The sequence below is a fragment of the Bradyrhizobium sp. USDA 4473 genome (genome assembly GCF_054063335.1).
This window is the reverse complement of the sequence record NZ_JBSSGE010000001.1, coordinates 2,971,271-2,997,567: the sequence shown is the minus strand read 5'-3', so window position 1 is coordinate 2,997,567 and position 26,297 is coordinate 2,971,271. Positions and strand designations below refer to the sequence as shown.

The following is a 26,297-nucleotide window of genomic DNA, read 5'->3' as shown; positions in this document are numbered from 1 at the left end:
GCTAGCGGCGATAGGCCCCGAAATCCCACGACTTGACGAAGACCAACTTGTCGCGTGGATCATACCCCTGCAATAGATCGCCATTATCATACGCCCTGTTGGGCTTTCCGTAGTCGGGTAGCTCGCCAACCATCGATGTCGGCCCTCAAATATGAGCGCGCCAAGAAAAATCATTTTGAACGATGGATTGCAATATGACGGACGTTCTAGCTAAAGTCGAGACATTGATCGAAAATAATAATCGCCTGAATGGAGAGCCAGTGATGAGCAATCGATTTCCCTTCTGGAAAGGTTGGGCTTTTCTGACACTGGTTTTCACTATTTTTGCTTCCGACGCTTGGGCATGGGGTGAGGAGGGCCACTCGATCGTCGCCGAGATCGCTCAACGACGGCTCTCTCAGAACGCGGCCCAGGCCATAACCCAAATCCTTCGAGCCAATCCTAACACGACGCCATATTCGACTCCCTCGCTGGCATCGGTTTCAACGTGGGCCGATGAGGTTCGTTATGACGGAGGGAAGCCGAACGGAACCTACAACTGGCACTTCGTTGACATTCCAAGGCAGGATACGCGCTACGATGCGGCGACGGAGTGTCCGAAGGAAAAGCCCGAGCAAGGCGACTGCGTCATCAACGAGTTGTCACGCTTGAAGAACGAGTTGCGTTGCACCACCGGCGATCAGCAGCTTCGCGCTCTCAAATTCGCCGTCCACTTCGTAGGCGACGTCCACCAGCCCTTCCACACGATCTGGGAGAACATAGGGGGCAACGGGATCACGCTCACGACCGATAAACTGCAGTTCAAGGGAAAGACATGCTCGGCCGACAAATGCTCGACGCCGCCCGACAATCTCCACAAGATGTGGGACACGACTCTGATCCGCGCGATGGAGTACAATTGGCCGACCTTTGTCGACGACCTGGAAGCGGGCTGGCTGACGACCGATGCAGCCAAGAACGACAACAAAGATGACCCGGTCGCGTGGGCCGAAGACGCCCACAATGCGGCGATCGCCTTCAACGTCTGGGTAGATACGGGCGGCACGATCGATCAAGCCTACTACGATCGAGTGACGCCGCTCATCAGCCAACAACTCGGCTTCGCCGGCCTGCGGCTTGCGCGGCATCTGAACGATGTCTTCAGCTCTTCGCAGTGCCCTTATACGCCGCGTCAGTGACGCCACGCGGCGATTGGCCATCGGGAGATCAAGATGCCGGCCCCCCCCAGCTGCGAGACGCCGCCGGAATTGACTTCGCTGGGGCAGCCGCTGCCCCGGCTCGCCGAGGCGTTGCGAAGTACAGGCGACGTCAGCATCGTCGCTATCGGTTCATCCTCGACCTTCGGGGAGGGAGCAAGCCCGGGCAACGGGTACGTAGACAGGCTCGCGGCCGCACTTGCCGGCCGCTTTCCGGGCCGCAAGATCAATATGCACAACGCCGGCGTAAACGGCGATGAAGCGCCGAACGAAGCCGCGCGGTTCAAGAAAGAGGTCATCTCGTTCGATCCAAGCTTGGTGATTTGGCAGGTCGGCACCAATGCGGCTTGGAAGGACTACTTTTTAGACGATGTCGGAGCGGCAATTATCCGTGGCATCGATCATCTGTCAGGAACGAACGCCGACCTCGTCTTGATGGATCTTCAATACGCCCCTGCGTTGCTTCAAAAAGACGAGACGCCGACGGCCACCACGCAAGACATGCTCCGGATCATCGAAACGATTGCGACCAAGCGCGATGTCGCGCTCTTCCGCCGCTTCGACATCATGCGCTACTGGCACATCAACCGCGGTATCCCGATCGACCAGATGATCAGCAACTTCGACGGCAATTGGCTGCACCAGAATGATTGGAGCTACAATTGCTTAGCTCAGGCCCTTTGTGACGGCTTGACCGAAGCGGCTGCCCCCGACTGAGCCAGGCGTCGCCACCGCGGTTGGATTTCCATCCACGCGGTGAGCGATCATTGGACGATAAGGCGCTACCCTCCCGTCGGCTCTCCCTCCTGAATATCCTCCGGGATTTCCTGTCGCAGTTTTGGCCCTTGACTGAGCCGTCGCCCGAGCGCCGCCACGAAATTGTCCCACCGCGCGCCCCCCTGCGCCCTCGCCGCCTTTGCAGCCGACTCGGGGAGCGGCGGTGTCGTCGTGAGCCAGAATCGAACGAACAAGGCCAAGGTCTCGACTGAGATCCCCATATCGCGCTCGAGCCGCGCGATGCGGCGATCGACTTGATCGAGTCGCTTGGCAATAGCCGCCTCCCGCCGCTCGTCGGAGTCCGGTGACAGGAAGGACGCGATGGCGACTTCGGCGATGAACGACAGCGATTGCTCACGCCGAGTCGCGTAGGCCGACAGGGACTTCATGACATCAGGATCGAGATACACCGACATCTGGGCCTTCTTCTTTGGCGCAGTCATGCCTGCCTCACAATCCGAGATCGTCGCCGGGATCGAGCGATGCCTGGCGCGCGACGCCCTGCATCATGTCGTTGAGACGCCCGATCCGCGGAGCATCTTCCTCGAGTTCGTCGGCAAATTCCGAGGCGAACTCGTTATCGAGGGGCTCTCTCCTCTCCACGGTGTCACGAGCCAGTTCCGGTTGCTGCCGGCGGTCAGCCGTCTTCGGGTCCTCTGTGTCGGATTCATCGATCGCCGAGGCCGGTGCCGCTACCGGGCGCGGCGGCAGTGGCCGCGAACTCCAATCGTCCAGCCGGTTGTCCTTGGGCTTGGTCAGCACCGGCGGCGCCAGGATGCGTTCCTGGAACCGTCGGTCCTCGTAATAGCGTGCCTTCTTGGCGCGGATCGGATGGAGCCCTGACATCATGACGATCTCATCTGATGGCGGGAGTTGCATCATCTCGCCGGGGGTCAGTAGCGGGCGGGCGGTCTCCGACCGCGACACCATGAGGTGACCAAGCCAAGGTGCCAGCCGGCTGCCGGCATAGTTCTTCATTGCCTTCATTTCGGTCGCCATGCCTAGCGCGTCGGACACCCGCTTGGCCGTCCTTTCGTCATTGGTCGCGAAGCTGACCCGGACGTGACAATTGTCGAGGATCGAGTTGTTTGGCCCGTACGCCTTCTCGATCTGGTTCAGCGACTGGGCGATCAGAAAACTCTTGATGCCGTAACCGGCCATGAAGGCCAGCGCCGACTCAAAGAAATCGAGCCGGCCGAGCGCCGGGAATTCGTCGAGCATCAGGAGAAGCCGGCGTCGGCCGGCCTTGGCCTGAAGATCCTCGGTCAGGCGGCGGCCAATCTGGTTGAGGATCAGTCGGATCAACGGCTTGGTCCGGTTGATGTCCGACGGCGGAACGACCAGGTACAGCGTCGTCGCTCGGTCTCCGCCGACAATATCGGTGATCCGCCAGTCGCAGCGCCGCGTCACTTCCGCGACGACGGGATCACGGTAGAGGCCCAGGAACGACATCGCTGTGCTGAGGACACCGGAGCGCTCATTGCCGGACTTGTTTAAGAGCTCGCGCGCAGCGGAGGCGACGACCGGATGCACGCCGGCCTCACCGAGATGTGCGGTGCGCATCATCGCGGCGAGCGTCGATTCGATCGGCCGCTTGGGATCGGACAGGAAGGCCGCGACTCCGGCGAGCGTCTTGTCCTCGTCGGCATAGAGGACGTGGAGGATTGCACCGACCAGGAGCGCGTGACTTGTCTTCTCCCAGTGGTTTCGCTTCTCGAGGCTGCCCTCGGGATCGACCAGAATGTCGGCAATGTTCTGGACGTCCCGCACCTCCCATTCGCCGTGCCGGACCTCCAGTAGCGGGTTGTAGGCCGACGATTTTGCATTGGTCGGATCGAATAGAAGAACGCGGCCGTGCCGCGCGCGAAAGCCGGCGGTGAGCTGCCAGTTCTCGCCCTTGATGTCGTGGACAATCGCCGAGCCAGGCCAGGTCAGCAGCGACGGGATGACGAGCCCAACGCCCTTGCCGCTCCGCGTCGGCGCGAAGCACAGGACGTGCTCCGGTCCATCATGGCGGAGATAGGTGCGCTCGAACCGGCCGAGAACCACGCCGTCGGGCCCGAGCAGACCAGCCTGCGCGATCTCTTTCGCCTCGGCCCACCGTGCGGAGCCATAAGTCTCGGCATTCTTCGCTTCGCCGGCGCGCCAGACCGACATCCCGATCGCGACAACCGCGGCGATGATGCCGCCGGATGCCGCGATATAGGCGCCCTCGATGAAGATATGTGGCGCATAAGCATCGTAGGCGTACCACCACCACAAGAAGGCTGGCGGAAAGTAGAACGGAAAATGGAACAGCTCGAACCAAGGCTGCCCCAGTTGTGCTTGGAAGCCGAGCCGCCATGCCGTCCATTCCGTCGCGGTCCAGAACGTCAGCAGGACGATCACCAAGACAGTGATGACCTGGCCCCAGAGTATTTTGGTCGCGGACATGATGGCGGCCCTTTCTCTAGATTCGATGATGGGAGCGATGGCTCACAGGCCGATTCCCCGGTTGCGCCCGAATCCCCAATCGACGCCACCGTCATCGCGGGTGACACCGGAGACATGCCGACCTAGCTGCTTTTCGAGCGAGGGCGTCCACGGCACGAGCTGGAAGCCGAGACCGTCATCGATCATCGCGAAGCGGCCGGAGGCGAGCGCGAAGCGCTGCCGATAGGTGCCGGCGACATATTCACCGGTCGCCGATGGATTGAAGGGCTGGCCCGTCTCGGCGGTGAGCCGCTCACCGAGAGCCTCTAACTCCCGGCGGCGCAGCGTACCGATGATGTTCTTTGCGAACACCAGCCCACGCTGCTGACGTTCGGCCAACCCTTGCTCGAGGAGCTGCTCTGCGCGGCGTTCCATGGCTTCTCGAACCTCGGCGCCGAACCCGGCCTGGCCAAGCGCCACCGGATCGCGGGCGATCGCTTGCCGGTCAAGCCATGTCGCGCCACTTGCCGTGACCTGCGCTTCGATTGACAGATCGGAGCGGACGGCCAATGCCACGCGACGCTGGCCTCGCGCGTCGTCGAACTTGCGGAGCTCGACGATCGACCCCGGGACACTGTCACCGGCGGCGTCGAGATCGGGGAACTTGATATGGTGAGTACGGCCATCGATTCCGTCGACCACGGCATAGGCGGTCGCCTTGAGTTCATCATCGAGACCGCGATCGACGAGACGTCCGATGACGGGGACGTCGAGGCTTTCGCCTGATAGTACGTAGCTCGCCGTCCCGCGCGCGATGCCGCGTTCGGTCAGGCTGCGGTGGATGCGCTTGATGATGTCGCCGCGATCACCGAGCTCGCGCAAGGTTGTCTCGGCGCCCTCGTCCATGACCCATTGGCCGGGCCCGATCTGATGCGCAAGGCCAAGGCTCTCCAGGCGCCGGAGCCGGCCGACTTTCAGCGTATGGAACTGATCGGGCTGCTGCGTCTGATTGGGCGCAAGGTCGATGATGCCGTGGCGACCCGCGTCGCGAACGAGCTGGCGGTCAAGCTGTGTCCAGCGCTCGGCTTCGACCTGGCTCTCGAGCGAGCGGTGAATGTCGAGATCGGAGCGCGGTCCGAGCTCCTGTGTGACCAGGCCCTGCGCGCGAGCACGCATTCCTTCCTTGATGTAATCACGGGAGATCACGAGATCCTGGCCGTCCTCAGCGACGCCGCGCACGAGGATGTGGACGTGAGGGTGCTGGGTATTCCAGTGATCGACGGCGACCCAGTCGAGCCTGGTCCCGAGATCCCTCTCCATTTGGCCGACCAGTTCACGGGCGAAGCCCTTGAGGTCCGCCATCTCAGGCGCGTCCTCCGGCGAGACGATGAACCGGAAATGGTGCCGATCATTCTGGCAGCGCTCACCGAAGCCCTTTGGATCGGCATCGTCGGTGTCGGGGCCGAACAGACGGGCCTTCTCCCCGTCCCGGGTGACGCCCTCGCGCCGGAGATAGCCGAGATGCCCGGCGAGCGGCGCGGAACGCGCCTTATGACGGACGACGCGGGTCTTGATTGTCACCAGGCGCGAGCGTCCCGTGAGCAGACGGTTCGCCCGTTCGCTGGCGACCCGGCCGCGGCCGAAGCGCGAATGACGGTGGCTGGTCAGATGGCCTGCTCGCGAAACGCCGCCGCCGGCGCGCTGAGCCGCGGCTAGCGCCTGGGCGATGAATGGCTTGGCACGCTGGCTCCGCGAGGAGCGGATGCGGCCAGGCCGCGGCTGAAATTCCTTCTCCTCAGCCATGGCCAACCCCGGCAATGTGCGAAATGCAGAATCCGTACAATGAGTTGATGGTGAGGCGCACATTGCGTGCCGAGGCCTCACATTGCCGGATCAGCCCAAAACCAAAGCAACAACAACCGACCGACCGAGCCGCACATTGCGGCCTTTTATCTCGCCCTCGTTCGGTCGTTGTCGTGGTCTCCCGGTCGCTGGTTCCCAGGGCCCAGCTTCCAAGCCAACAGATCCTCGGTACTCGCGGCGATTTGCGACAAAATGCAATTCGGGTCGTTGCGGTAGATTTTTCAATAGCGCCTGCTCGAACACGTCGGCTGGTGGCCGATTCATTGCGAAATGGCCGCGGCGACTTGTCAGTTGACTTGCGAAGCGGCCACCGTTTGCGAGCGAAGCGAGCGCTTGCGATAGCGATCGTCACCCGAAGGGCCGAGACACTCGCAGGGTGGTTCGGTGAGGAGCGAAGCGACGAGTAGAGCGCGGGCCGAAGGCATCGCCAGTATGCGCTCAGCACGTTATCTCCGCACTCCTCCGCGAACCCTTGCCCGTGTGAGCGAGGGTCGTTTAGTAGCAAGCCCGAAAGTTTGAGCGTCATGATCGTGTTGCAGCGTTTCGAATGAAAACCGAATGTCCGCCAAGGGGCGCCAGCGTGCGCCAATCTGAGCGTCGATGTTGATGATGCTGTCCAGTCATTGCGATCGTCCCGTTGTCGAGAGCGCAACGAAGAGGTCTTCCGACTGCGGCACGATCGCTGAGAGATCGTGCACGGGAACCGCAGCCGGCCTGTCGCGCGCCGGTCGATCGACTGTCACTTTCGCGGCAGATGACGGCCCGTCAACGTGGTCGAAAAAGAGCGGCGCCCGCGTCCAGGATAGACGAGAAGAGGCCGCGAGGAGGAGAGGTCCTGGCGCCCCTTCCGCATCGACAAAAGGGGCGATGGTCGCCACATAAGCGACGGTTTCCGCGGGCAGTGGACGATGTCGATCGCGAAACTCCTCGTAACGGCCGGGCCCCGCATTGTAGGCCGCAAGGAAGCCCGGCGAACCGTAGCGGTCGTGCAGTTCGCGAAGGAAAGCGGCACCAGCGAGGATGTTGTCACGGGGATCGAACGGATCGCGCCCGAGACCGTAGCGCGCGCGCAGCTCCGCCCAGGTCTTGGGCATGAGTTGCATGACGCCGAGCGCACCTTTAGGTGAGGCTGCACGCCGATCCCCGTTGCTTTCCACCCGCATGACGGCACGAATCCATGCAGTCGGAATGCCAAAGCGCTGTGCGGCTTCCGTCACGAAAGTAACATAGCGATCGGTCGCCAGTTGACCGCGCGCCGGCGGCTTCTCTGCTGACACTGCCGGCATTGAACCGCCAATCACCAGCAGGCCGGTAAGGAGGAGAACGGCCAAGCCCGCCGAGCCTCTGCCATCACGGCGAGGCGTCGTGCCACCTACCGGCGATGCGCACAGACCGGCGGTTTGACCACCCTTGTGCGCGGCGGCCAGCCGACGGTTGCGCGGACCGGAGGGAAGAGACGGCCTTGCCGCGAGCAAAGGGAAGAAGTTTCGATGGGCATTGTTGGCTGCACGCGTGACGGGTCCCTGCATGCAATCAGTCCCGTTCGGCGCGCTGAGGCAGACGATTCCAGTTCAGCGTCCAGGCCGATTTGTCATCGCCGGACTGGAAGAGATTGGCGCGGATTGGCCGCGGCAGCGCCGGGTCGTCGATGATGAGCGAAACATACTCGCCGGCCTTTTCGCCGGTGCGTTTCCAGCCAGCGCCGATCTCCGGGCCGTCGGCATCACCGAGGCGGATGCGGTAGTCCGGCGCGTTCTCGGCATCCGAGGATTCGGCCGGGACGAGGGTGAGAATCCGCTCGAAGAAAAGCGTCTCTAAGCGCCCGGTAAAGCCGGACTTATCGCGAGTGAATTGGCCGATTGGTGCCATGGGAGATCTCCTTACTTGGCGGGTTGAGAAGCGGGCTAATGGGTGGCCGCGCGCCAGACGAAGCGGCCATCGGCGGATTCATCGGTCCAAAGCGGGATCGCACGCGCTACGATGGAGCTGACGGGCAGTAAGCCGAAGTAGCGACCATCCAGGCTGTCCGGGACAGTCGGGTTCATGAGGAAGACCTCGTCAGACCGCAGCGTGTAGCAGCCGCTCCAACGCGGCAGTGGCCTGCCAAGATGGTCGCGATCGTGCGCGGCACCGACGTCGACGTCATCGACAGTGATGGCATCTCCGGACCGACACACAGTCTGTCCAACCTGCGCCATCACGTGCTTCAGCAGCGGCACACCCTTCGGAAGGAAGCCGCCATCTGCGAGGACGTTCGCGATCGGCTCTGGCAGCCGCACCACGACCAGTTCAAGGGCATGTAGCCGTCCTAGCGGATGCAGCGCGTAGAGCCCTATCGGCGTACTCGCGGTAGCGTTCCAGATCAGTCGCGTTGCCGGATGAACGAACACCAAGCCGCCGGCGACAAGCGCCGCGATGTACGTCAACAGGACGTAGCCAAATCGGCTCATGGCGTAACGCTCCGGCGCTTGAGCCAGGCGACATGCTGCTCGCGCGTGTAGGCGCGCGGCACGTGGTCGGCGGCGAGACGGTTGTGGAGATGACGCCAATATTCGGGGGCAGCGTCGGCTGGATCGATGGCGAGCGCCTCGATGGCGTCGACCGCCTGCAAGGCGCGCTCGACCTTCGGCCAGCTATCAACGCGCAGCAAGATCTCGCCGCCGGGGCGGACGAATGGCAGCGTCTGATAGCGCTGGCCGAGCTCGACCGCGCGCACGATGTCCATGCGCGACACGACGGTGCCATAGTCGTTCGAGGCCCAGCGGACGAAGCCGAAGATGCTGCCGGGTGCAAAACTTGAGATGCTGCGGCGACGGTCGAGGATCTTTTCTTCCGCGCGACGGCCGAAGCGCAGCCAGTGCTCAATCCGCTTCTCGATCCAGGTCAGCTCGACATGGGTGAATACAACGTCGCGCCGGTGCGAAGGTGGCACGGCACGCGGCGGCAAAGCCTCATTATCGTTCATGACCGCTCTCCGGTGTCTGCAGGGAACTCTCGCGCCAGCAATTCGCGCAGCATGTCGGCGACGGTGACGCCGCGATGGAAGGCGGCCACCTTGATGCGGCCGCGCAGCGCCGGCGTGACGTCGATGGTCAGACGTGCGGTGAATGCGGCCCCCTCATCCACGCGGCGTGGCGGTGCGTCGCTGGCCTTGATCCAGCTTTCGGCATCGCCGGGACGCGAAGCGAAGCCGCGCTTGTTGGAGCGCTCACTCATGGCGCGAACCTCGCAACCTCGGCGGCGAGCGCGGCGATCTCGCGAGCGGCAGCGTTCTGCTCGGCGAACTCGAAGACGAGCCGGCCCGACTGTGCGGCGTCGGCGAAGATGACGCGTTGGCCGATCGTGCTGGCGAGCACCGGCGGGTCATGATCGGCAAGAACCTCAGCCGCTTCGCGCGCGATAATCGTGCGCGCGCCGCAGCGATTGAGCACAAAGCGAGCGGCAAGCTGCGGACGATAGATGCGGGCTTCGCGTACCAGATCAAGCATCTCTGCCGATGCCCAGCCGTCGAACGGCGAGGGTTGCACGGGGATCAGCACCAGGTCGGCCGCCAGCAGCGCGGAACGCATCAATCCAGCGACGCGCGGTGGCCCGTCAATGACGACATGATCAGCGGTGCGTGCGATCTCCGGCGCTTCGCGGTGGAGCGTATCGCGCGCAAGGCCAACGACACCGAATAGCCGTGCGATGTTCTCGCGCGCCCGCTGCTGCGACCAGTCCAATGCCGAGCCCTGAGGGTCGGCATCGATCAGCGTTACGCGCTTTCCGCGTAGCGCCCATTCGCCGGCGAGGTGCAGGGCCAGCGTCGTCTTGCCGACGCCGCCCTTCTGGTTGAGCACCGCGACAATCATTGCTTGCCTCCCGCCTTATGGCCGGGACGCGGCAAAAATTGTTGGCTTGCGTGCTTGGTTGGCAGCTCATCAGCACTCGCGGCGTTATCCGCAGGAGGCACGCCCCCGCTACAGAAGTCAGATTCTAAGTTAGACTCTAAGTTAGGGCGAGAAATCGCCTCTTCTCGCCAGAGCGTTAGCTGTGGTTCGCACTCCCGAAATCCCGATACGGTCACGCCCGAAGTCCCGATAGCGCGAACGCCCGAAGTCCCGAGATGATTCACAGCGCCATCCACAGATGCTGTGAATGACTTGCCGGGCAAGATGCGCAGGAGTTCGCGACGTTCCCTGCGTTCGATGCTCAGGCGGTAACCTGGCAGCGGCTGACGGGCCGCAATGCGGCGGAGGTCAAAGGCGAAGTCAGTGGGCTTGGCGAGGCTGCCGGATTTCTCGTGGAGGTGTGCGACCTCGAACAGCCATCCTCGCGGCTGACGGCCGGCATGCTTGCGCGCGACGCGGTAGAGCCAGCGCTCGATCCCGCCCGTCAGGCTGAAGTAGGCCGGATCAATGCTAAGAACGAGCGAGCGATCGATGACACCGCGGTAGAACCAGTCGGGGAGGACAAATTCCATGCCTTCCACCCGGCCGTCGCGCCGCGCGCATTCCTCCCATTCGTTGATCCAGGAGAATTGGTGACGCCGCCAATGTTCGCCCTGCCGGATGCTGGTGCGGATGACAGTCGCCTGCAGACGGCTCAGTGCCCCCTTCAACAGCTTGTAGTCACGCGCCCCGGTCTGTCGGCCGACCGCAATCAGAAGCTGATAGGGTGTGAAGCGCAGGAAGCGCGAGGTCTTCAGGCCAAGGTTCTCAGCTTCGACGATCTGGCTCGCTGCCCAAATCAGCACGTCGGCATCCCAGATGGTCGCCATCCCGTGCTCAGGAACTGCGTAGACTTCGACACGCACGTCGCCGGCCTGATAGAGGATTGGGCGGGTGCGTTTGACCTTGGCGAGCGAGAAGAAGGGCCGCTCCATCAGGTCGCGCTGATCGCGGGGGCTGGCATCGCCCGTGGCGATGACGAACGGATCGAGCTTGCTTCGTTCGCTCGACGTGATGAGGCGGCGCGACGACATGGGCGAGCGCAGCCTCAACGATGCGCGTTGCCGGCGGCGCGCGCCTCGACGTAGCGCGGGTCCGATGTCGAACTGCAAGCGGACTGATCGGCCCAGGCTTCGAGATCGCCGATGGAATAGACGACGCGCCCGCCGAGTTTGCGGAAGGTCGGACCGTTGCCATGGCAGCGATACTTCTCGAGCGTACGCGGCGAGAGGCCGAGGAGGCGCGCGGCCTCAGAGGTGCGCACATAGCGCGTCGTGAGCTGCGCGGTTCGGTCGAGCATGGGCGATCTCCGTCTTGCCTTGAAGCGCCGCAGCCAAGTCGCGGCTTGTCGGGGCTAGAGTGGCGGAGAGCTTTGGCGTTGGGGGTGGACGAAAATTCGCGTTCGATTGTGTCCCCCAACGGTCGCAACCAGACGAAGCCAGGCGTTGTCAGCAAGGCGCTAGTTAGATCAGGGCGAACGGAGGGATCGAAGTGCCGGTCAGAGGCCGCGCAGGAGTTTCATATAGCCGCGCTCGACCAAGGCAATCGAGTCATGAATGAGGCGATTCGCCTTGCGTCGAGCGTGCGAATCCTTCCACTCGACCGAACGACGATGGGCGTGGTCCGAGGCGAGTACCTTCGCTGCCACGTCTCGCGGACCGCCGCCCAGGTCGTGGACGTCGAAGGCGTGAAGCAGCTGAATCAATCGCCGCTTCTGGAATGCTGTCAGCCGCAAGGCCGCCGGCAGAAGACCCACACGCTGGCCGGCAAGGTGGCGCGCGAAGTGTAGCGCTACGTCCGCCCGCAGCGCGCCAATGCTGTCGAGCGGCACAAGCACGGCGGGGCGGCGCGCGGCCTGCTCGTCGCGCAAACGGACATGCAGCTCACCCGAGCCGTCCACGATCACCAGAGCGCGGCCGTCAGCATCGGGCTGCTCGAGCAGCGACTGCCCGAAAGCGCTGCGATCAACCGAATGGGGAGTATCGAAGCCCGGCGGCGCGGGCTCCAGGATCAATGTTCCCGGTGAGGCCTCGGGGAGCCAGATCGGTGGCTCTGGCCCAACCGGAGAAACTGGGTCATGGGCGACACCGCAACCTCCATCGACGTGCGAAACTCATTCGGATGGTATCGGCATCGGAGTCGCCGCGCGCGATCTGGCGCTCGGTACGGGCGAAGTCGCGGCGGTAGTCAGAATTGCGGCGAAGGAATTCGAGGGCAAAACCCGGGCGCTCAAGGCGATTCAGGCGTTCGATGGTCTCCGGCGAGCGCCAGTACTGGGTCGGCATGGTCTGTCTTCTCGTTTTTCTCTGTGCCCCGCCCCACCTTCCGTAAAGACATTGCATGGGACTAGACCCATAGGTTGCATCACGCACGATCGCAATTTGTGTGATTGGGGCGCAATTCACTGCATCCGCGGTTGCAACAACTGCTGATATCCGGCGTCCACCATCCATCGCGCGCGGGCGAGATGGCTGTCATGGACGATTTTGGCGCGATCCGGCTCTCGCGCAGGGTCGAGACCGAAGATCACGTGCACCACCTCACGCCAGTCGGCCCCCTCTTCTTCGGCCATCAACAATCGGACATAGATCGCAAGATGTTTCTCGTCGTAAGCGTTGACGCGATCGGTTTTTGGTGGCCGGTCTTTAAATTGCGCTTCGTTCATTGCAATTGCCCCTCAGCATCGATGCAGCGGTTAGAATTCATCTAAGCTCCGGAACTTTGCAAGTTGGGAAATCGTCACATGCGATTTGCGCCGTGATGCGCAAACCGCATCGCGGCGCTCCCCGGAAGTGGCAAACCCGGGCCGCGCCAGAAGATATGAATAGCACGACGCTGCACGAATCGGAACGATCGTTCCTGGAACGATCGTTCCGATGTGAGTTCCCTTGTTGCCATGGATCTCAAGGAGGTCATGGCGATCAATCTGCGTCGGATACGTCATGTGAAGAAAATGACGCAGGAAGAGTTGGCCGATGGCGCCGGACTGAGCGTCCGTTACGTCGGCGCAATTGAACGCGCAGATGTGTCGGCCAGCGTTACCGTGCTTGGCCGAATCGCGGAGGCGCTAGGCGTCGAAGCAGCCGATCTCGTCAAGCGAACGACGGCCCATCCTCATCGCGCGCGATAACGCGAGAATTTTGTGCTCCATCGCAGCGCCAGCGCGTTATCAATCAACTCCGAGTCGCCTCACGCATAAGTTGATAGGCGGCTTTACGTAAATCTGATCTGTCTCCAAAACGCATGCCTGGTTCAGAAACGGACGGGCATGTTGGGTGAGATGGAGTGGCCTTATGACTCTGTACGAGCACTTGCCAGCCGACATTCGCGAGACGGTGGACGCTCTGGTCACGGAACTCAGGCCGCAGCCATGGCCAACGCGGTTCTTCGCGCTGATTGGCCTGCTTGGAGAAAAGTTGGAGGCGCGGCGCGAGGCGGAGCCGTGGCATCTGATCCAACAATGGATCGGCATCGTGACGGCAACACTGTAGCACTTGCGACCCGACAGTTCAGTCGTCGAATGCCTGGGACTGATGAGCATTAGTTTCAACGACCAATGGCGCGCTCAGGCGCTCGGCCAAATCGAACGGGATCCGACGGTGCTGGATCGTCTCATCGCCATTTGTCCCGACTGGGAAGATATCGTCGATAGCGTGGTCGAGGCCAACCAAAGACGTCCAATCAAATCCGCTCACGGCCGCTGATCGGCCTCGATTCCGCCCTCCCGTTTGTCCGTCACGGCACACGAGGTGCCTTCGCGGCTCTTGACCGCTGCAATGCCTCGCCCGGACTAGCAGGGCGAGGCATTGTGGGGCGGGTCAGTCGCCGTTGCGACGGCTGGGGCGTGACCATATCAAGCTGAAGCCCTCACCATCCTCGTCGTCGAAGAGGTTGGCGAAGATCGGAGCGGTGAAGCTCGGATCGTCGAGCTTGAGGCTCAGATAGTCGCGGCCCTCGTTGGAGCGCTTGGGCCAACCGGCTCCGATCTCCACTCGGCCGCAGTAGACCCGGTGACTGGGGCTGTTCTCGCCCGAGCGGCTGGTCTCAGAGACGATCCGGACGTTCCTGGCCTGGAGCGAGAGAGTGACGATTTCGCCGGTGAACTCGTTGCCGCCGGTCTTCTTGAAGGTGCCGATGGTCGCCATGGTGGTTCTCCTTGATCTCTGTTTTTCGAGCCCGCACCGTGCGGCCTCGATGGTGATCGACGGGCCGGAGGCGATCGACGGCGCACCCCGAAGGGGCCGAAGCGCCAGCGGAGGATGGCAGCAGAGCGACTTTCTTGTTTCGCGAGGAATGACGGCGCAGCCGGCAGGGGAAGAAAGTCGATCGGCGCCATTGCGCCATAGGCGATCGAGGCTTTTGCCGTCCTTCGGCCAGATCCACCCATCGGAGAGGCCGTTCGGTGCGCTCGAACTAAACGGAGCTGACATGGAGGAGAATATGGGGACGGTCGCGATGCCTTCGGCGACCGGCAAGACGTTTCACGGCGGATGAAACTCTCGATGTGAGAGGGACGAGATAGGCGTCGCCACTACGACCCTCCCCCCGAGACGCACTGGTCATCCCGGGCTTGTTGGTCACGTTCACCCCGAGTTCGCCGTGGTCCGCCATTGCACCGATGGGCGCATCAACATGAGCGTTTGCTTCAGATCAGAGCCTCACCGCGCTCATCGTCCCACTCACAGTCGTGGCAAGAGACGCATGTCGCGAAAGCCTGATCTGGCCAAACCACTGTTGCTGTGAGGGCTGTCAGCCCTACGCCATGCCGCGCCCGCTTGGCCCCGGCGCTGCCATCGCCGTGAAGCGGACGCACGCCGTGATGCTCACGGCAACGGCGCCAAGGACCGAGAAGATCAACTGCCAAGTCGCGGATGGAATCGCCATTTGTGCGATCCCGTGCGTGGCGCTGTATCCCGCAACCGTGGCCGGAGCGATGAAGAGGATAATGATCAGCACACGAAGCCATGTCCACGGTAGGAAGGTCAGGGCGAACCGGCCGACCCAGAAAGTCGCGCTGCCAGCAACCAGGCCAACGAGAATGCCGCCGAGGGCGCCGGCACCGGAATGAAAGGCCCCCATGGCCACGGTGAGGCCGACAAAGAATGGCAACGCGAAGACGGCAAGCGTGAACAGCAGCCAGCAGAAGAAGCCGATGCCGACAATGACAAGGAGTGGTCCGAGAGCGAACATGGTGGTGGACTCCGTGAGATAGACAAAGGTCTGACGGTCGCGCCTTCCACCACCACCACGGCGCGAACGCAGTATAGCAGCAAACGGCGGCGACGGAATCGTCACAAATCCAGTTGCGTGCGACAGCCAAAGTGGCCATATTGAGCGTCAGGAGCCGATCGCCTGGGCTGCAAGCGACCCAAAAGGCGGCATCTCGATTTCCCAATCGAACACCCCACGGCAACCATTCTGCCGGCGCGCGGTGGTCATGAAACGCTTGTGACTGCCATTAAGACGCCGGACTGAAATGGATTGCCATGTCTTCGATCCAAAAGAAATGCGCAGACTTTCTGCGTACGACATTCAACAATCTGACCGGCAGCAAGCTTGGGGCCGCTCACGCTCACGAGATCGTGGCCGCTTACTTTGGCTATTGCACCGCAGCGGCTTTGAGGGCCGAACCCACATACCAGCTTTCTGCTTTGAATGAAGCCGCGATCCTAATACCTGGTCTGCGCTTGATGGACCAGCGCCTGCAGCAGCTCAATGGTCTTCCCACAGGCCTAACCAACGTTGACGAACTGGCGTCGCAGCTGTCCAGCTTTCTCAGTGCAAACGGCTACCTTTCAGGTGAGGTTTGGTACACCCGAGATCTCGAGGAGTATATCAACGTGTCCTTCATTCAAGAGGATCCCATGATGATCGAGGACGCTCTCTCGGGTGAGATGGCGATGACGAACGCTTTTTTTGACGAGCTCTATATCGACAAAGTAAGCCTCGACGTCGGAGACGATGTGCTCGTGGCAAATGTCTCAGGCGCTCTCAATGGAGAGAACGATCCGGATAAGCCGTTCCACGGGGACTCCATCGTTTTCACGACGATGATGACATTTGAGCGTGTGGCCGGTCGAACCGGCTATAGACGGCCTGAGCTGGAGACATCGGGCGCCATTGATGACTCGCATTATTATGACGAGCACGCCTGAGCCTACTCGATATTTGTACCGCGATTGAGCCCTCAGCTCACGCGTCGTTTTGCACGACGACGTGCGGCGGCGTCTATGCGCCGCCGTACTTCCAGACCGGGATTCTGAGCTTCTTGGCCTTATCGGCGAGGTTGTCCTGGATGCCGGTGCCGGGGAAGTGCATCACGCCGATGGGTAAGGTCTCCAGCATCGCATCATTGCGTTTGAACGGAGCGGCCTTGGCATGCTTCGTCCAGTCGGGCTTGAAGGCGATTTGCGGCACCTTGCGAGTATTGGCCCATTTGGCAGCGATCAGTTCAGCGCCCTTAGGCGATCCGCCGTGCAGCAGCACCATGTCCGGGTGTCTGGCGTGCAAGCAGGTCGCCCATCGCCCGCTTCGGCGCGTCGATCCGCGCCTTGCCGAGCGTCGTCTCGCTGAAGCCGTCCGAGTCAAGCCAGGTGCGATGCGCGCCGGTCAAGTGGTCGGAAAGATCGGTGACGGCAGCGATCATCGCCGGCCAGGTCTCGGTCGGGCTCCCGTTCATGCGAGCGGCGCCTCTCCTCCCGTTCGTAGGCGTCGCAACCTTCCGCTCCGCCGCCTTGTCGAGGGATGGCGTATCCGCCGATATTAATTTCTGTTCTCGCACGATAGATGCTTCCGAACGCGATCCGCTTTTGGATTTATGGAGCGAAGCGATTTTCGGAGCAGCTGTTCGCGAAAGGCTAGGTCTGTTGCAGTTACAAGCAACTCCTTCTTCGATTGGAAGTGAGATTAGAACGTTCCGCGCGTCAGACCAGCAGCTTGCATTATCTCTAGAACGTTTCCGCTGTCGAACCCACGTTGCCTAAAGACATCGCGCTTCTCGGCGGTCTCGGAAGGTTTGAAGCGCATTCTCAAGTTCGTTGTTTTCGACAGGCAACCTAAAGCTAGCCAACAATTTGCTTGATTGAAAACATTACACCTGTACTATATGAGGCATTACAAACGTACTGCATCAGTCTTGTATAGCCCGATGACAAAGGACGACCGATTATGATTGCAGAAAACTGTACGGGTGCCGTAATAACTCCGAACATCGAACGGGAGATCGCCCGAGACCTGACTCCTGCGATCGCAGTGCCGACTCTCATATTGGCGCTGGTCCTGCCGGTTCTATTTGTCGCATATGCTAGCTTGGGCTTCCTTTGGATCGTCCCGTTGTGGAGCGCCGTGCCGGTTCTATCTCTCCTGTCTTACGCGCACTACACGCTTGTCCACGAAAGCATTCACGGAAATCTCGTGCCAGGATACCCCAGGTTCCGCTGGCTCGACGAGGTCGTGGGCTGGGTCGGCGCACTCGGAATGTCCATGGCGTGGCCGTTCCTAAAGCGCACTCATATCAAGCATCATTCCCATACCAATTCGCACGCTGATCCGGACATCCTCTGGAAAGGAACGTTGTCCGCGCTGATCGCTAAATGGTGCATCACGACCATAATGTTTTTGACGCCGCTGCCTCTTCTGCGATATGTCGCGCGGAGAAGATATGATCGGATCTCCGGCGCGCTGGTTGGTACCGAATTCTGGCAGGTCTCCGCCGTTCCTCTTTTGACGCTCGGCCTATTCGCACTCTCTCTGTATTTGGGACGAACCGCGGAGTTTTTCTGCCTTTGGTTCATCCCAACACGAGTGGCGATGTTGATCCTTCACATCTTCTTCCAATGGCTGCCACATCACCCCTTCGATAGAACAGAGCGATACTTGAACACTCGAATTAGTCTGTGGCCCGGAGGCGCTTTGTTCACCTTGCAGCAGAACTTACACCTTATGCATCACCTTTGGCCCAGCGTCCCATTCTACAATTACACTCGCCTGTATCGTCGTCTTCGACCTGTCTTGATCTCAAAAGGCTCTCGGATCGAAGGGCTGATGGTGGGACGATATGCACAAGACCTGAGAATGGAAGGCAATTTGAAGCATGTCTCTCCGTGATTTTGCTCTCGTTTTGACGTTAGCTTTGACGTCCTCGTTAAGCGTAACAAGGTCGATGCATGCGCAAGACTTGGAGCCGGCTGCACCGACGCCCACCGTGATTAAGCCTTCAATCGACTTGGCCTTCACGGCGCTAGTGACCGCACCGAAGATCCAGGAGCTTTTCGATGCATTGAAAGCCGACCACGATCGCACAGTCGCTGATATGATAGCGCTGACGGAGATCGAAGCTCCCCCGTTTCACGAAGAGAAGAAGGCCGAAGCATTTTTGGCTCGCTTGAAGGAAGCCGGCCTTACCGACGCAGCGATAGATTCCGTTGGCAACGTGGTCGGTTTCCGCAAGGGTGGCGGTCAGGGGCCAACTCTCCTGATTTCAGCGCACCTCGACACCGTCTTTCCTGCCGGTACCGACGTGAAAGTAAGGCAGCGCGACGGTAAACTTTATGCGCCCGGCATTTCTGATGACACGCGTGGCCTTGCGGTATTGATTGCTTGGACGAAGGCGCTCAATAACGCTCACATCGAGACCGTCGGCAACCTTCTGATCGTCGGAAATGTCGGCGAAGAAGGGTTAGGAAACCTCCGCGGTATGAAGCGCATTTTTGATGATCGCCGGAATATCGATGGAATGGTCGGGCTCGAACCGGCCGGTCAGGGACAAGTGCTCGTGCTCGGCGTCGCGAGCCATCGCTTCGACGTCGAATTCAAAGGGCCTGGAGGCCACAGCTACAATGCTTTTGGTGACGTACCGAGTGCCATCCATGGCATGGGTCGCGCGATCGCCAAAATTGCAGAGATTCAGACGCCCAAATCGCCTCGGACTACCTTCACGATTGGGACCGTGAGTGGCGGGACTTCGGTCAACACGATCTCCCCCGATGCGAAAATGTCGGTCGATATTCGCTCGGAAGCCATGGATGCGTTGATGGCCACAGAAAAGCGAGTGCTCGCAGCTGTCGATGAGGCGGTGTCCGAAGAAAACAAGCGTTGGAGCGTCACGACCTTGACGGCCGCTGTCAAGATGATCGGAGATCGGCCCGGCGGGCGTACGCCCGCGGATTCCCCCATAGTTCAGGCTGCCACGAGGTCGAACACCGCATTCGGGGTAAAGACGCTGCTGACGGGTGCGAGCACCGATGCCAATGTTCCAATGGGGTTTGGCATTCCTGCGATTGTAATCGGTGCAGGTGGTAAAACAGGCGGATTTCACGCGCCCAACGAATGGATTGATGTGACGGATGGTTGGAAAGGAGCTCAGGGTTCCCTTTTGACGGTCCTCGGCTTGGTCGGCGTCCAAGGCGTCAGCGAACCTGTCTTGGAGAAGCGTCCCCTGCGCGCGGACTGATTTCTGGCTGAGACCTCACGCCCGACCGGCGGATGTACAATTCTTGCGGGGATGTCACCGGGGTTGGGCGCTGGCCGAGGCTTCAGCCGCTGGTTGGCAGATATCGGCCAGAAAGGCGTTACCGGCGGCCGCTGCCCCCGGCCAATGTCTCGTGCTTTACGTGCGGACATCGCGACGCCAACAATCAACGCAAAGTGCAAACACATCCCAAAGTCCAGTCGCTCACCGACTGGACCAACGCGGCAAGTGATTCCGAGAGAGCATCACCCGCCTTCATCCGGAATGCTCACATCGACCCTTCAGCCTCGCCTCCGGTCCTCCCCTATCTTCAGGATCGTGTGAGACTGCAGTTTTTCAGGTTGTAGCCTCTCCCAGAGGCCGCCTCGTCCCGCTGCGCGTTCGATTTCCTCCTCCCTTCTGATCCATTGTTCGGCGCTTTTTATCCGTTGCGGGTGTATCTCGTCCAACAATCGGTAGTCACGCCGGATGATATTGTACTTCCATTGGTTCCAGAAGCCTGTGAAATTATCGCGGAAGCTCATCGTGCTCTTATCATTTGGGTCGGCTTGATATCCTGCAGGCTTGTCCGCAACTGGTTTGTAGGCCCCCTCGAAATAGCTATTCAAGTCTGTGTCGATGTACCGGGCCGCATGACCCGTAACCCGCTCGAAGGCGGCGGCCAGATCAGCGTACTTGACATGCTCGATCCCCACCTCCAAATCCATCCCGTTGGCGCGCTCGGAATTATCGAAGAGCCAGCGGACATAGTAGCCGCAATCTTCCAGCGCGACGTGCGCGACGGCCCCTTCTCCGAGGGGCAGGCGCCAAGTAACGACCCCATCTTCAATCCTCGGAGTCATAGGTGTTCTTGAAGAGAACGCCATCTCCATGTAGGGACCAGTGGTGAAGATGGCGGCACCCATTCGATTGCGATTAGCCTGATTTTGCAAACGTATCCACTCGCCGATGCGTCCCTTCCCGTCGTAGTGGCCAGTCCGAAACTTGGAATCGTAGCCTGCTTTTTTCAGCGTGTAATCGAGATTTCCATAGACAAAGAACCGGATGCCCTCCTCGAGAGCGATCTCGTAGGCACGGATCGCCCAGTACATTTCTGTTTTTTCCCCGACGGTAAAACCATCGAAATTGACGAAGGCTCCATCGCACTGGCGGAAGCCTGCCCGCAGAACCTCTTCATCGGCAAAGGTGCCCTCAAGGATGGAGACGTTAGGCAACTCAAGCAGGCCTTTGGCGCGACCAGAAGTGGGATCTCGGCTTAGCGCCAAGACCGAATACTTTCCATCGCCGGCAAGTCCGCGTACCACGGGCAAACCCTGCGCCCCCGTCGCTCCGATTACAAAAATCCTGGAAGCCGCCTGAACTGGCATTCGGTTCAACCCCTGTCTATGTATCAAACATCAGGTAGCTCTTATTATTAGACTTATCAAGCTCCAATAATTGGAGCAACGGAGCTGACCTATATCGGATGAGGCGAACAAAATGCGATCCAAGGGATTTGAGGGAATGGCCTGCTCTGTAGCGAGCGTGATGGGCGCCATCGGAGATCGATGGGGCGTTCTCATCATGCGAGACCTGCTTCTGGGTCTGAAACGCTTCGACGATCTCAAAAAGTCTACAGAGATAACCAATGCGACCCTATCTGATCGGTTGAAATCACTTGAAAGGAATGGGTTGATCGAGAGACGCAAATATGACGCACGGCGTGAACGTTACGAATATGTGCCAACCACGAAGGGGCGAGATCTCGCGCTCGTAATTCAGGCAATGGTCCAGATTGGAGACAAGTGGAATCTCGAGGAGCTTGAGGGGCCGCCGCTTCGGTTTGTAGACGGGACCTCGGGTCGGGGTCTGAAGCTCGCTTATGTCGACGCCGAGACCGGCAAACCGGTCAAGGAGCCGCGGATGAAAGCAGAAGCAGGCAGGGGGGCCGACATTTTAATGCAGTGGCGTCTAGCTCAAGCTCAAGGTCGGTGAGGTTAGAAGCTTGACGTGATCCGATTCAAGGCAATTCACGAATCCTTTCGCTGCTTTCTAAGCGCGCCGTGCTCCAGAACGTCATGGCAAACCAGGCGCGCGGGCTGCGATATGCGGCAGGTCCTTCTTATGGCGGGGCTCAGCGCGTTCTGTCTTCGATGACAAACTGCGCCAGTGCGAGTCGGCCTGGACCAGCACCAATCGCGCAGAGATGAAGACTCCCGCTCTGCATTGGGCCCGAACTGCCGATCCCTTTCAGCGGTGCTTTAAAAATATCTCTGCGGTTCGAGGGATTATTAAAATTCGCACGTATCCATCGACGATGCTCACATTCTCCTTCTGGCTTCGGGGCCGTCAGCTTCGCTGTTAGTCATAGGCTAGTCGCCTCGATCGGGGAGGACGCAACTCCGTATGGCCGAGTCCTAAAAGAGTGATTGAATGACGACTATAATATCATGGACAATCTGCTCCGCCAACATGTTAACGGGAGCATCGGGATGCGTAGCGCAGGTGTACACAATTTTCCGGCAATTGATCGAGTGATCTATGGCAGACCAGCGGCTGAGGCAATCAACGAAGAGGCGGAACGACTCAAAGCAAAGCGCGTCTTCCTCATCGTCAGCCGCACCCTAAACGGCAAAACGGAGGAAATTGATAAAATCCGGCATAGTCTTGCCGGCAAACATGCCGCGACGTTCGACGGAATTGCACAACATACCACGCGCAATCAAGCCGCCGAAGTTGCCCGCCACGCCAAGGAGGCGAACACCGATCTCGTCGTCGCCGTTGGTGGTGGTTCTGCCGTTGACCTCGCCAAGATCGTGATCATGGCGATGGAACATGACATCAGAGATGAAGCGGGCTTCGATGCGTTCCCGATGGGGCCGGGCGCGAGCCACTCTCCGTTTCGCGCGCCGGCAGTTCGGCAGATCGCCGTGCCGTCGACGCTGAATGGTGGCGAATACAACGCGGCAGCCCTTGTCACCGATGAGCGCAGCAAGTTGAAACAGATATTCTTCCATCCTTACATGATGCCGGTGGCGATCATTCTCGACCCTGCCCTCACGCTTCATACACCTTCGAATCTCTGGATGGGATCGGGCACACGTTCCATGGATCATGGTATCGAAGCTTTGTGCTCCCCGGCTGGCACCCCCCTTGCTGACGAAGTGGTTCTGGCGGGTATTCGCACATTGCGAGAGGGAATGCTCCGGACTCTGCAACAGCCCGACGACCTCGAGGCGCGCCGCTTGTCTCAATACGGCTCGTGGCTGGCGTCCTTTGGACTGCAGGCACGCGTTCCGATGGGCGCAAGTCACGGCATCGGCCATGTGCTTGGCGGGACTTTCGGGGTTCCTCACTACTATTGCACGCCCGTCATCATGCCGAGCCTTCTTCGCTACAACAGGCCGTTCACCGACGACGCGCAAAAGCGCTTGGCAGCAGCTTTGGGTGCTCCCGGCGGGGATGCGGCTGATGCCTTTGCAGAGTTCGTCAGGCAACTTGGACTACCAGGTCGCCTCGCTGAGGTTGGCATTGGAGAAGACAAGTTTGGCAAGATCAGCGAAATCGCAATCAATCATCGCTTCGTCAAGGCCAATCCGCGTCCCTTCAAGGATCAAGCCGAAATCGTGGAGCTGCTGCGGATGGCCGCGTAGCTGAAGAGACGGCGCTCGATGGTGGAGGCACAGCCATTGCCTCCTCATCGTTCCGGTTCAACGAGAAGCTGGAGTCGGTCCGAAGCAATCAACCTGCGATCGTCACTCGTCTGCAGCCTGATTGCTCAATGCCAGCCGGCCAGCCTCCAGCAGGAGATCAGAAAGACGCTTATCATTTACTGCACGAGCCAACACGATCGAACCGACCATGGTCGCAATTGCGCCAGCTGCCGCTTGTCTGGCGTTGTCCGCTGGCCGCGCCTGGGTGAACCCAGCGACGATTTCGATCATCTTGGCGAGTCCCCTTTCAAGAGTCCGCCGAGCCTCCGGGCCTGATCGTCCGATATCCGCGGCCAAAGCTGGAAGCGCGCAACCCCGTCCCGGATCGTCGCGGTGGCGGGGGCTAAGGTAGGAATCGATGAGTGCTTTAAGTCCCTTATCGGCGGGCAGCCCCTGCGTGAGATTGAGCCAGTGCATGATTGTTCGCTCCATGGCCAGAGCCAACCCTTCAACGACCAATGCATCGCGCGATTCAAAATAGGTATAGAAACCGCCATGCGTCAAATTGGCGAGCTTCATCAGATCGGCCACACTTAGGCCATCGGTACCGGCCTGGCGTAGACCGCGCGATGCGCTTTCGACGATGCGTCTGCGGGTGTGCTGCCCGTGGTCCTTTGGGTAACGCATCGTCTGCTCCGGCATGGAACAAAATACTTGCTGATAGCGATCCCATGGACCGCTGTTTCTGCCTGCGCTGAGCGAATGGGGATGTCATGCGCAGGGCGCGAGCTGCCGCGCCGTAGCTTCACGCAACTTTGAGGTCGGCCACTCTGTCGGCATCAAGGAACCCCGTCAGCCTGACCCTGATCAATCGCTCGGCGTCCGCCATAATGCGGTCGATCAGCTCCTTCACCGTCGGAATGTCGTGGATGAGCCCGACCACCATGCCGCAGCTCCACGCACCCGCATCCATCTGGCCATCCACCATGACCTTCGGATAAACGCCGGCCACCTGGTCGAGGATGTCGTCGATCTTCAGGTCTGCGCCCTTCTCGCGTTCGATCTCGAGCAGCTCGTCGACGCCCTTGTTCCTGAGCACGCGCTCGGTGTTGCGCAATGCGCGCATCACCAGAACGGTGTCGAGCTCGGTCGCCTTGACCAGCGCCTGCTTCACGTTGTCATGGACCGGGGCTTCCTTGGTGGCGACGAAGCGCGTGCCCATGTTTATGCCGGAGGCGCCCATCGCAAGCGCGCCGACCAGGCTGCGTCCATCCGCCATGCCGCCGGAGGCGACGAACGGGATTTTCAGTTCATCCGCCGCCCGCGGCAGCAGGATCATGTTCGGGATGTCGTCCTCGCCGGGATGGCCGCCGCATTCGAATCCGTCCACGCTGACGGCGTCGCAGCCGATCTTCTCTGCTTTCAGCGAATGCCGCACCGAGGTGCATTTGTGGATCACCTTGATGCCGGCCGCCTTCAGCGCAGGCATATAGGCTTCCGGGCTGCGGCCCGCCGTCTCGACCGCCTTGATGCCGCCTTCGCCGATCGCGGCGATATATTCCGGATAAGGCGGATCCGACAGTGTCGGCAGGAAGGTCAGGTTTACGCCGAACGGCTTGTCCGTCATGTCGCGACAGCGTGCGATCTCCTTCGCCAGGAGCTCCGGCGTTTTTTGCGTCAGCCCAGTGATGATGCCGAGGCCGCCGGCATTCGACACGGCCGCCGCCATCTCGGCGAAGCCGACGTAATGCATGCCGCCCTGGATGATTGGATGCTGAATGCCGAACAATTCGGTGATTGCTGTCTTCACGTGAAAACTCCGTTTTCCGATCAGTGGACGATTTCAAAGAGGCCAGCGGCGCCCATGCCGCCGCCGATGCACATGGTCACCACGCCATATTTCGCCTTGCGTCGCCGACCCTCGAGCAGGATATGCCCCGTGAGCCGCGCGCCAGTCATGCCATAGGGATGGCCGATCGCGATCGAGCCTCCGTTGACGTTGAGCTTGTTGGGGTCGATGCCGAGCTTGTCGCGGCAATAGATCACCTGCACCGCGTACGCCTCGTTGAGCTCCCAGAGGTCGATGTCGTCGATTTTGAGATTGTGGCGCCTGAGCAGCCGCGGGATCGCGGCAACCGGCCCAACGCCCATCTCGTCGGGCTCGACGCCGGCGGCGACGAAGCCGCGGAAGATGCCGAGCGGCTTCAGTCCCTTCTGCGCCGCGATCTTGTCGCTCATGATCACGCAGGCCGACGCGCCATCCGAGAGCTGGCTGGCGTTGCCTGCGCTGATGGTCTTACCCTCGAATACCGGCTTGATCCTGGCGAGGCCGTCCGCCGTGGTGTCGGGACGCGGGCCTTCGTCCTTTGCCAACGTCACTTGCTGGTAGGAGACCTGCTTGGTGTCCTTGTCGAGCACGGCCATCTTGGTCGTGATCGGGATGATCTCGTCGTTGAAGCGGCCGCCTTGCAGCGCGGCGCCGACCCGACGCTGGCATTCGAGACTGTATTCGTCCTGCTTGTCCCGGCCGATCTTGTAGCGCTCGGCGACCACTTCTGCGGTCTCCAGCATCGACATGTACATTTCCGGCTTCATCGCCATGAGATCCTGGTCGACGGCATGGAACTTGTTCATGTGGTCGTTCTGTACCAAGCTGATCGACTCGATGCCGCCGCCGATTGCAATCTCGACGCCGTCGAGCATGACCGAGCGCGCCGCGACCGCGATCGCCTGAAGGCCGGAGGCGCATTGCCGGTCAATCGTGGTGCCGGCAACAGTCACTGGAAGACCAGCGCGGATCGCACCCTTGCGAGCGACGTTCATCACCATGGTGCCCTGCTGCATGGCGCAGCCCATCACCACGTCCTCGACCTCGCCGGGCGCGATGCCGGCGCGTTTCACAGCCTCGGCCATCACGTGACCCGCCAGCGTCGGCCCGTCGGTGTTGTTGAGCGCGCCACGATAGGCCTTGCCCACGCCGGTACGGGCGGTGGAAACGATCACTGCATCAGGTGTCATG

Annotated in this window: 31 protein-coding genes and 2 pseudogenes; 11 read left to right on the top strand and 22 right to left on the bottom strand. The window is 60.8% G+C overall.

From position 1 onward, the window contains the following. The first annotated feature begins 194 nt into the window (after positions 1-194). Entirely contained in the window at positions 195-1,178 is a 984-nt protein-coding gene (locus ACVW17_RS14060) for a S1/P1 nuclease (protein ID WP_456797281.1), read from the top strand. 33 nt (positions 1,179-1,211) lie between these two features. Continuing rightward, positions 1,212-1,913: an SGNH/GDSL hydrolase family protein gene (locus tag ACVW17_RS14055; RefSeq protein ID WP_456797280.1), complete on the top strand. Its 702-nt coding sequence runs from the start codon at positions 1,212-1,214 to the stop codon at positions 1,911-1,913. 65 nt (positions 1,914-1,978) lie between these two features. Here ACVW17_RS14055 and ACVW17_RS14050 read toward each other — a convergent pair whose 3' ends face one another. From ACVW17_RS14050 to ACVW17_RS13985, 14 genes are all read right to left on the bottom strand, one after another. After that, complete coding sequence (locus tag ACVW17_RS14050; protein ID WP_456797279.1) at positions 1,979-2,416, bottom strand: CopG family transcriptional regulator; 438 nt, start codon at positions 2,414-2,416, stop codon at positions 1,979-1,981. A gap of 7 nt (positions 2,417-2,423) precedes the next feature. Continuing rightward, the gene (locus ACVW17_RS14045; protein ID WP_456797278.1) at positions 2,424-4,406 is read right to left on the bottom strand and encodes a conjugal transfer protein TraG; all 1,983 of its coding nucleotides are present in this window, start codon (positions 4,404-4,406) and stop codon (positions 2,424-2,426) included. Positions 4,407-4,448: 42 nt separating this feature from the next. Further along, entirely contained in the window at positions 4,449-6,188 is a 1,740-nt protein-coding gene (locus tag ACVW17_RS14040; RefSeq protein ID WP_456798946.1) for a relaxase/mobilization nuclease domain-containing protein, read from the bottom strand. A 680-nt stretch (positions 6,189-6,868) separates the two neighbouring features. Next, positions 6,869-7,777, bottom strand: coding sequence for a lytic transglycosylase domain-containing protein (locus ACVW17_RS14035; protein WP_456797277.1), 909 nt, complete (start codon positions 7,775-7,777; stop codon positions 6,869-6,871). 4 nt (positions 7,778-7,781) lie between these two features. After that, positions 7,782-8,117 carry a DUF736 domain-containing protein gene (locus ACVW17_RS14030; protein ID WP_456797276.1) on the bottom strand — a complete coding sequence of 112 codons (336 nt, stop codon included), beginning with the start codon at positions 8,115-8,117 and terminating at the stop codon, positions 7,782-7,784. A gap of 35 nt (positions 8,118-8,152) precedes the next feature. Continuing rightward, entirely contained in the window at positions 8,153-8,698 is a 546-nt protein-coding gene (locus ACVW17_RS14025) for a S26 family signal peptidase (RefSeq protein ID WP_456797275.1), read from the bottom strand. Further along, positions 8,695-9,213, bottom strand: a complete 519-nt coding sequence (locus tag ACVW17_RS14020) for a DUF2840 domain-containing protein (protein WP_456797274.1) — start codon at positions 9,211-9,213, stop codon at positions 8,695-8,697. The genes ACVW17_RS14025 and ACVW17_RS14020 overlap by 4 nt, the downstream gene beginning before the upstream one ends. Continuing rightward, on the bottom strand, positions 9,210-9,464 hold the full coding sequence (locus ACVW17_RS14015) for a hypothetical protein (protein WP_157343576.1): 255 nt from the start codon (positions 9,462-9,464) through the stop codon (positions 9,210-9,212). The genes ACVW17_RS14020 and ACVW17_RS14015 overlap by 4 nt, the downstream gene beginning before the upstream one ends. Further along, positions 9,461-10,099: a ParA family partition ATPase gene (parA, locus tag ACVW17_RS14010; RefSeq protein WP_456797273.1), complete on the bottom strand. Its 639-nt coding sequence runs from the start codon at positions 10,097-10,099 to the stop codon at positions 9,461-9,463. The genes ACVW17_RS14015 and parA overlap by 4 nt, the downstream gene beginning before the upstream one ends. Then, a complete protein-coding gene (locus ACVW17_RS14005; protein ID WP_456797272.1) occupies positions 10,096-11,211 on the bottom strand; it encodes a replication initiator protein A in 1,116 nt (371 codons plus the stop codon). The genes parA and ACVW17_RS14005 overlap by 4 nt, the downstream gene beginning before the upstream one ends. Positions 11,212-11,225: 14 nt before the next feature. After that, complete coding sequence (locus ACVW17_RS14000; RefSeq protein WP_456797271.1) at positions 11,226-11,477, bottom strand: helix-turn-helix transcriptional regulator; 252 nt, start codon at positions 11,475-11,477, stop codon at positions 11,226-11,228. Positions 11,478-11,675: 198 nt separating this feature from the next. Next, positions 11,676-12,191 carry a DUF2285 domain-containing protein gene (locus tag ACVW17_RS13995; RefSeq protein WP_456797270.1) on the bottom strand — a complete coding sequence of 172 codons (516 nt, stop codon included), beginning with the start codon at positions 12,189-12,191 and terminating at the stop codon, positions 11,676-11,678. Between the two features lie 61 nt (positions 12,192-12,252). Continuing rightward, positions 12,253-12,462, bottom strand: a complete 210-nt coding sequence (locus ACVW17_RS13990; protein ID WP_157343568.1) for a transcriptional regulator domain-containing protein — start codon at positions 12,460-12,462, stop codon at positions 12,253-12,255. Positions 12,463-12,578: 116 nt separating this feature from the next. After that, entirely contained in the window at positions 12,579-12,842 is a 264-nt protein-coding gene (locus ACVW17_RS13985; protein WP_456797269.1) for a DUF2285 domain-containing protein, read from the bottom strand. Between the two features lie 231 nt (positions 12,843-13,073). Here ACVW17_RS13985 and ACVW17_RS13980 point away from each other — a divergent pair, with 231 nt between their 5' ends. From ACVW17_RS13980 to ACVW17_RS13970, 3 genes are all read left to right on the top strand, one after another. Continuing rightward, a complete protein-coding gene (locus ACVW17_RS13980) occupies positions 13,074-13,307 on the top strand; it encodes a helix-turn-helix domain-containing protein (protein WP_157343564.1) in 234 nt (77 codons plus the stop codon). A gap of 163 nt (positions 13,308-13,470) precedes the next feature. Then, positions 13,471-13,668 carry a hypothetical protein gene (locus tag ACVW17_RS13975; protein WP_456797268.1) on the top strand — a complete coding sequence of 66 codons (198 nt, stop codon included), beginning with the start codon at positions 13,471-13,473 and terminating at the stop codon, positions 13,666-13,668. 42 nt (positions 13,669-13,710) lie between these two features. After that, positions 13,711-13,881, top strand: coding sequence for a hypothetical protein (locus ACVW17_RS13970; protein WP_456797267.1), 171 nt, complete (start codon positions 13,711-13,713; stop codon positions 13,879-13,881). A 114-nt stretch (positions 13,882-13,995) separates the two neighbouring features. Here the strand turns inward: ACVW17_RS13970 and ACVW17_RS13965 are convergent, their stop codons facing one another. Beyond that, positions 13,996-14,322: a DUF736 domain-containing protein gene (locus tag ACVW17_RS13965; protein WP_456797266.1), complete on the bottom strand. Its 327-nt coding sequence runs from the start codon at positions 14,320-14,322 to the stop codon at positions 13,996-13,998. On the opposite strand from ACVW17_RS13965, the gene ACVW17_RS13960 reads away from it, so the two are divergent. Then, positions 14,312-14,671 carry a hypothetical protein gene (locus ACVW17_RS13960; protein ID WP_456797265.1) on the top strand — a complete coding sequence of 120 codons (360 nt, stop codon included), beginning with the start codon at positions 14,312-14,314 and terminating at the stop codon, positions 14,669-14,671. The two genes, ACVW17_RS13965 and ACVW17_RS13960, sit on opposite strands and share 11 nt — an antisense overlap. 261 nt (positions 14,672-14,932) lie before the next feature. Here ACVW17_RS13960 and ACVW17_RS13955 read toward each other — a convergent pair whose 3' ends face one another. After that, positions 14,933-15,367 (bottom strand): hypothetical protein, encoded by a 435-nt coding sequence (locus ACVW17_RS13955; protein WP_456797264.1) that lies wholly within the window; start codon positions 15,365-15,367, stop codon positions 14,933-14,935. Between the two features lie 296 nt (positions 15,368-15,663). Between ACVW17_RS13955 and ACVW17_RS13950 the strand changes: the two genes are divergently transcribed. After that, on the top strand, positions 15,664-16,332 hold the full coding sequence (locus ACVW17_RS13950; protein WP_456797263.1) for a hypothetical protein: 669 nt from the start codon (positions 15,664-15,666) through the stop codon (positions 16,330-16,332). Positions 16,333-16,405: 73 nt separating this feature from the next. On the opposite strand, the pseudogene ACVW17_RS13945 reads toward ACVW17_RS13950, so the two are convergent. Next, a pseudogene (locus tag ACVW17_RS13945) lies at positions 16,406-16,687 on the bottom strand (DUF2493 domain-containing protein); the annotation flags it as partial. Further along, positions 16,686-16,847: pseudogene (locus ACVW17_RS13940) on the bottom strand (DUF7146 domain-containing protein); the annotation flags it as partial. The pseudogenes ACVW17_RS13940 and ACVW17_RS13945, both read right to left, overlap by 2 nt. A gap of 497 nt (positions 16,848-17,344) precedes the next feature. Between ACVW17_RS13940 and ACVW17_RS13935 the strand changes: the two are divergent. Both ACVW17_RS13935 and ACVW17_RS13930 read left to right on the top strand, forming a co-directional pair. After that, positions 17,345-18,283, top strand: coding sequence for a fatty acid desaturase (locus ACVW17_RS13935; RefSeq protein ID WP_456797262.1), 939 nt, complete (start codon positions 17,345-17,347; stop codon positions 18,281-18,283). Positions 18,284-18,338: 55 nt separating this feature from the next. Beyond that, a complete protein-coding gene (locus ACVW17_RS13930; protein WP_456797261.1) occupies positions 18,339-19,628 on the top strand; it encodes a M20/M25/M40 family metallo-hydrolase in 1,290 nt (429 codons plus the stop codon). Positions 19,629-19,927: 299 nt separating this feature from the next. Here the strand turns inward: ACVW17_RS13930 and ACVW17_RS13925 are convergent, their stop codons facing one another. After that, entirely contained in the window at positions 19,928-21,013 is a 1,086-nt protein-coding gene (locus ACVW17_RS13925) for an NmrA family NAD(P)-binding protein (RefSeq protein WP_076829756.1), read from the bottom strand. 112 nt (positions 21,014-21,125) lie between these two features. Here ACVW17_RS13925 and ACVW17_RS13920 point away from each other — a divergent pair, with 112 nt between their 5' ends. After that, positions 21,126-21,620, top strand: a complete 495-nt coding sequence (locus ACVW17_RS13920; protein ID WP_076829753.1) for a winged helix-turn-helix transcriptional regulator — start codon at positions 21,126-21,128, stop codon at positions 21,618-21,620. Between the two features lie 497 nt (positions 21,621-22,117). Beyond that, positions 22,118-23,278, top strand: a complete 1,161-nt coding sequence (locus tag ACVW17_RS13915) for an iron-containing alcohol dehydrogenase (protein WP_456798945.1) — start codon at positions 22,118-22,120, stop codon at positions 23,276-23,278. A 102-nt stretch (positions 23,279-23,380) separates the two neighbouring features. On the opposite strand, the gene ACVW17_RS13910 is transcribed toward ACVW17_RS13915, so the two are convergent. From ACVW17_RS13910 to ACVW17_RS13900, 3 genes are all read right to left on the bottom strand, one after another. Continuing rightward, the gene (locus ACVW17_RS13910) at positions 23,381-23,965 is read right to left on the bottom strand and encodes a TetR/AcrR family transcriptional regulator (RefSeq protein WP_456797260.1); all 585 of its coding nucleotides are present in this window, start codon (positions 23,963-23,965) and stop codon (positions 23,381-23,383) included. Between the two features lie 118 nt (positions 23,966-24,083). Beyond that, positions 24,084-25,088: an NAD(P)H-dependent flavin oxidoreductase gene (locus tag ACVW17_RS13905; protein ID WP_076829750.1), complete on the bottom strand. Its 1,005-nt coding sequence runs from the start codon at positions 25,086-25,088 to the stop codon at positions 24,084-24,086. A gap of 20 nt (positions 25,089-25,108) precedes the next feature. Continuing rightward, positions 25,109-26,296, bottom strand: coding sequence for an acetyl-CoA C-acyltransferase (locus tag ACVW17_RS13900; RefSeq protein WP_456797259.1), 1,188 nt, complete (start codon positions 26,294-26,296; stop codon positions 25,109-25,111). Position 26,297 lies beyond the last annotated feature (1 nt).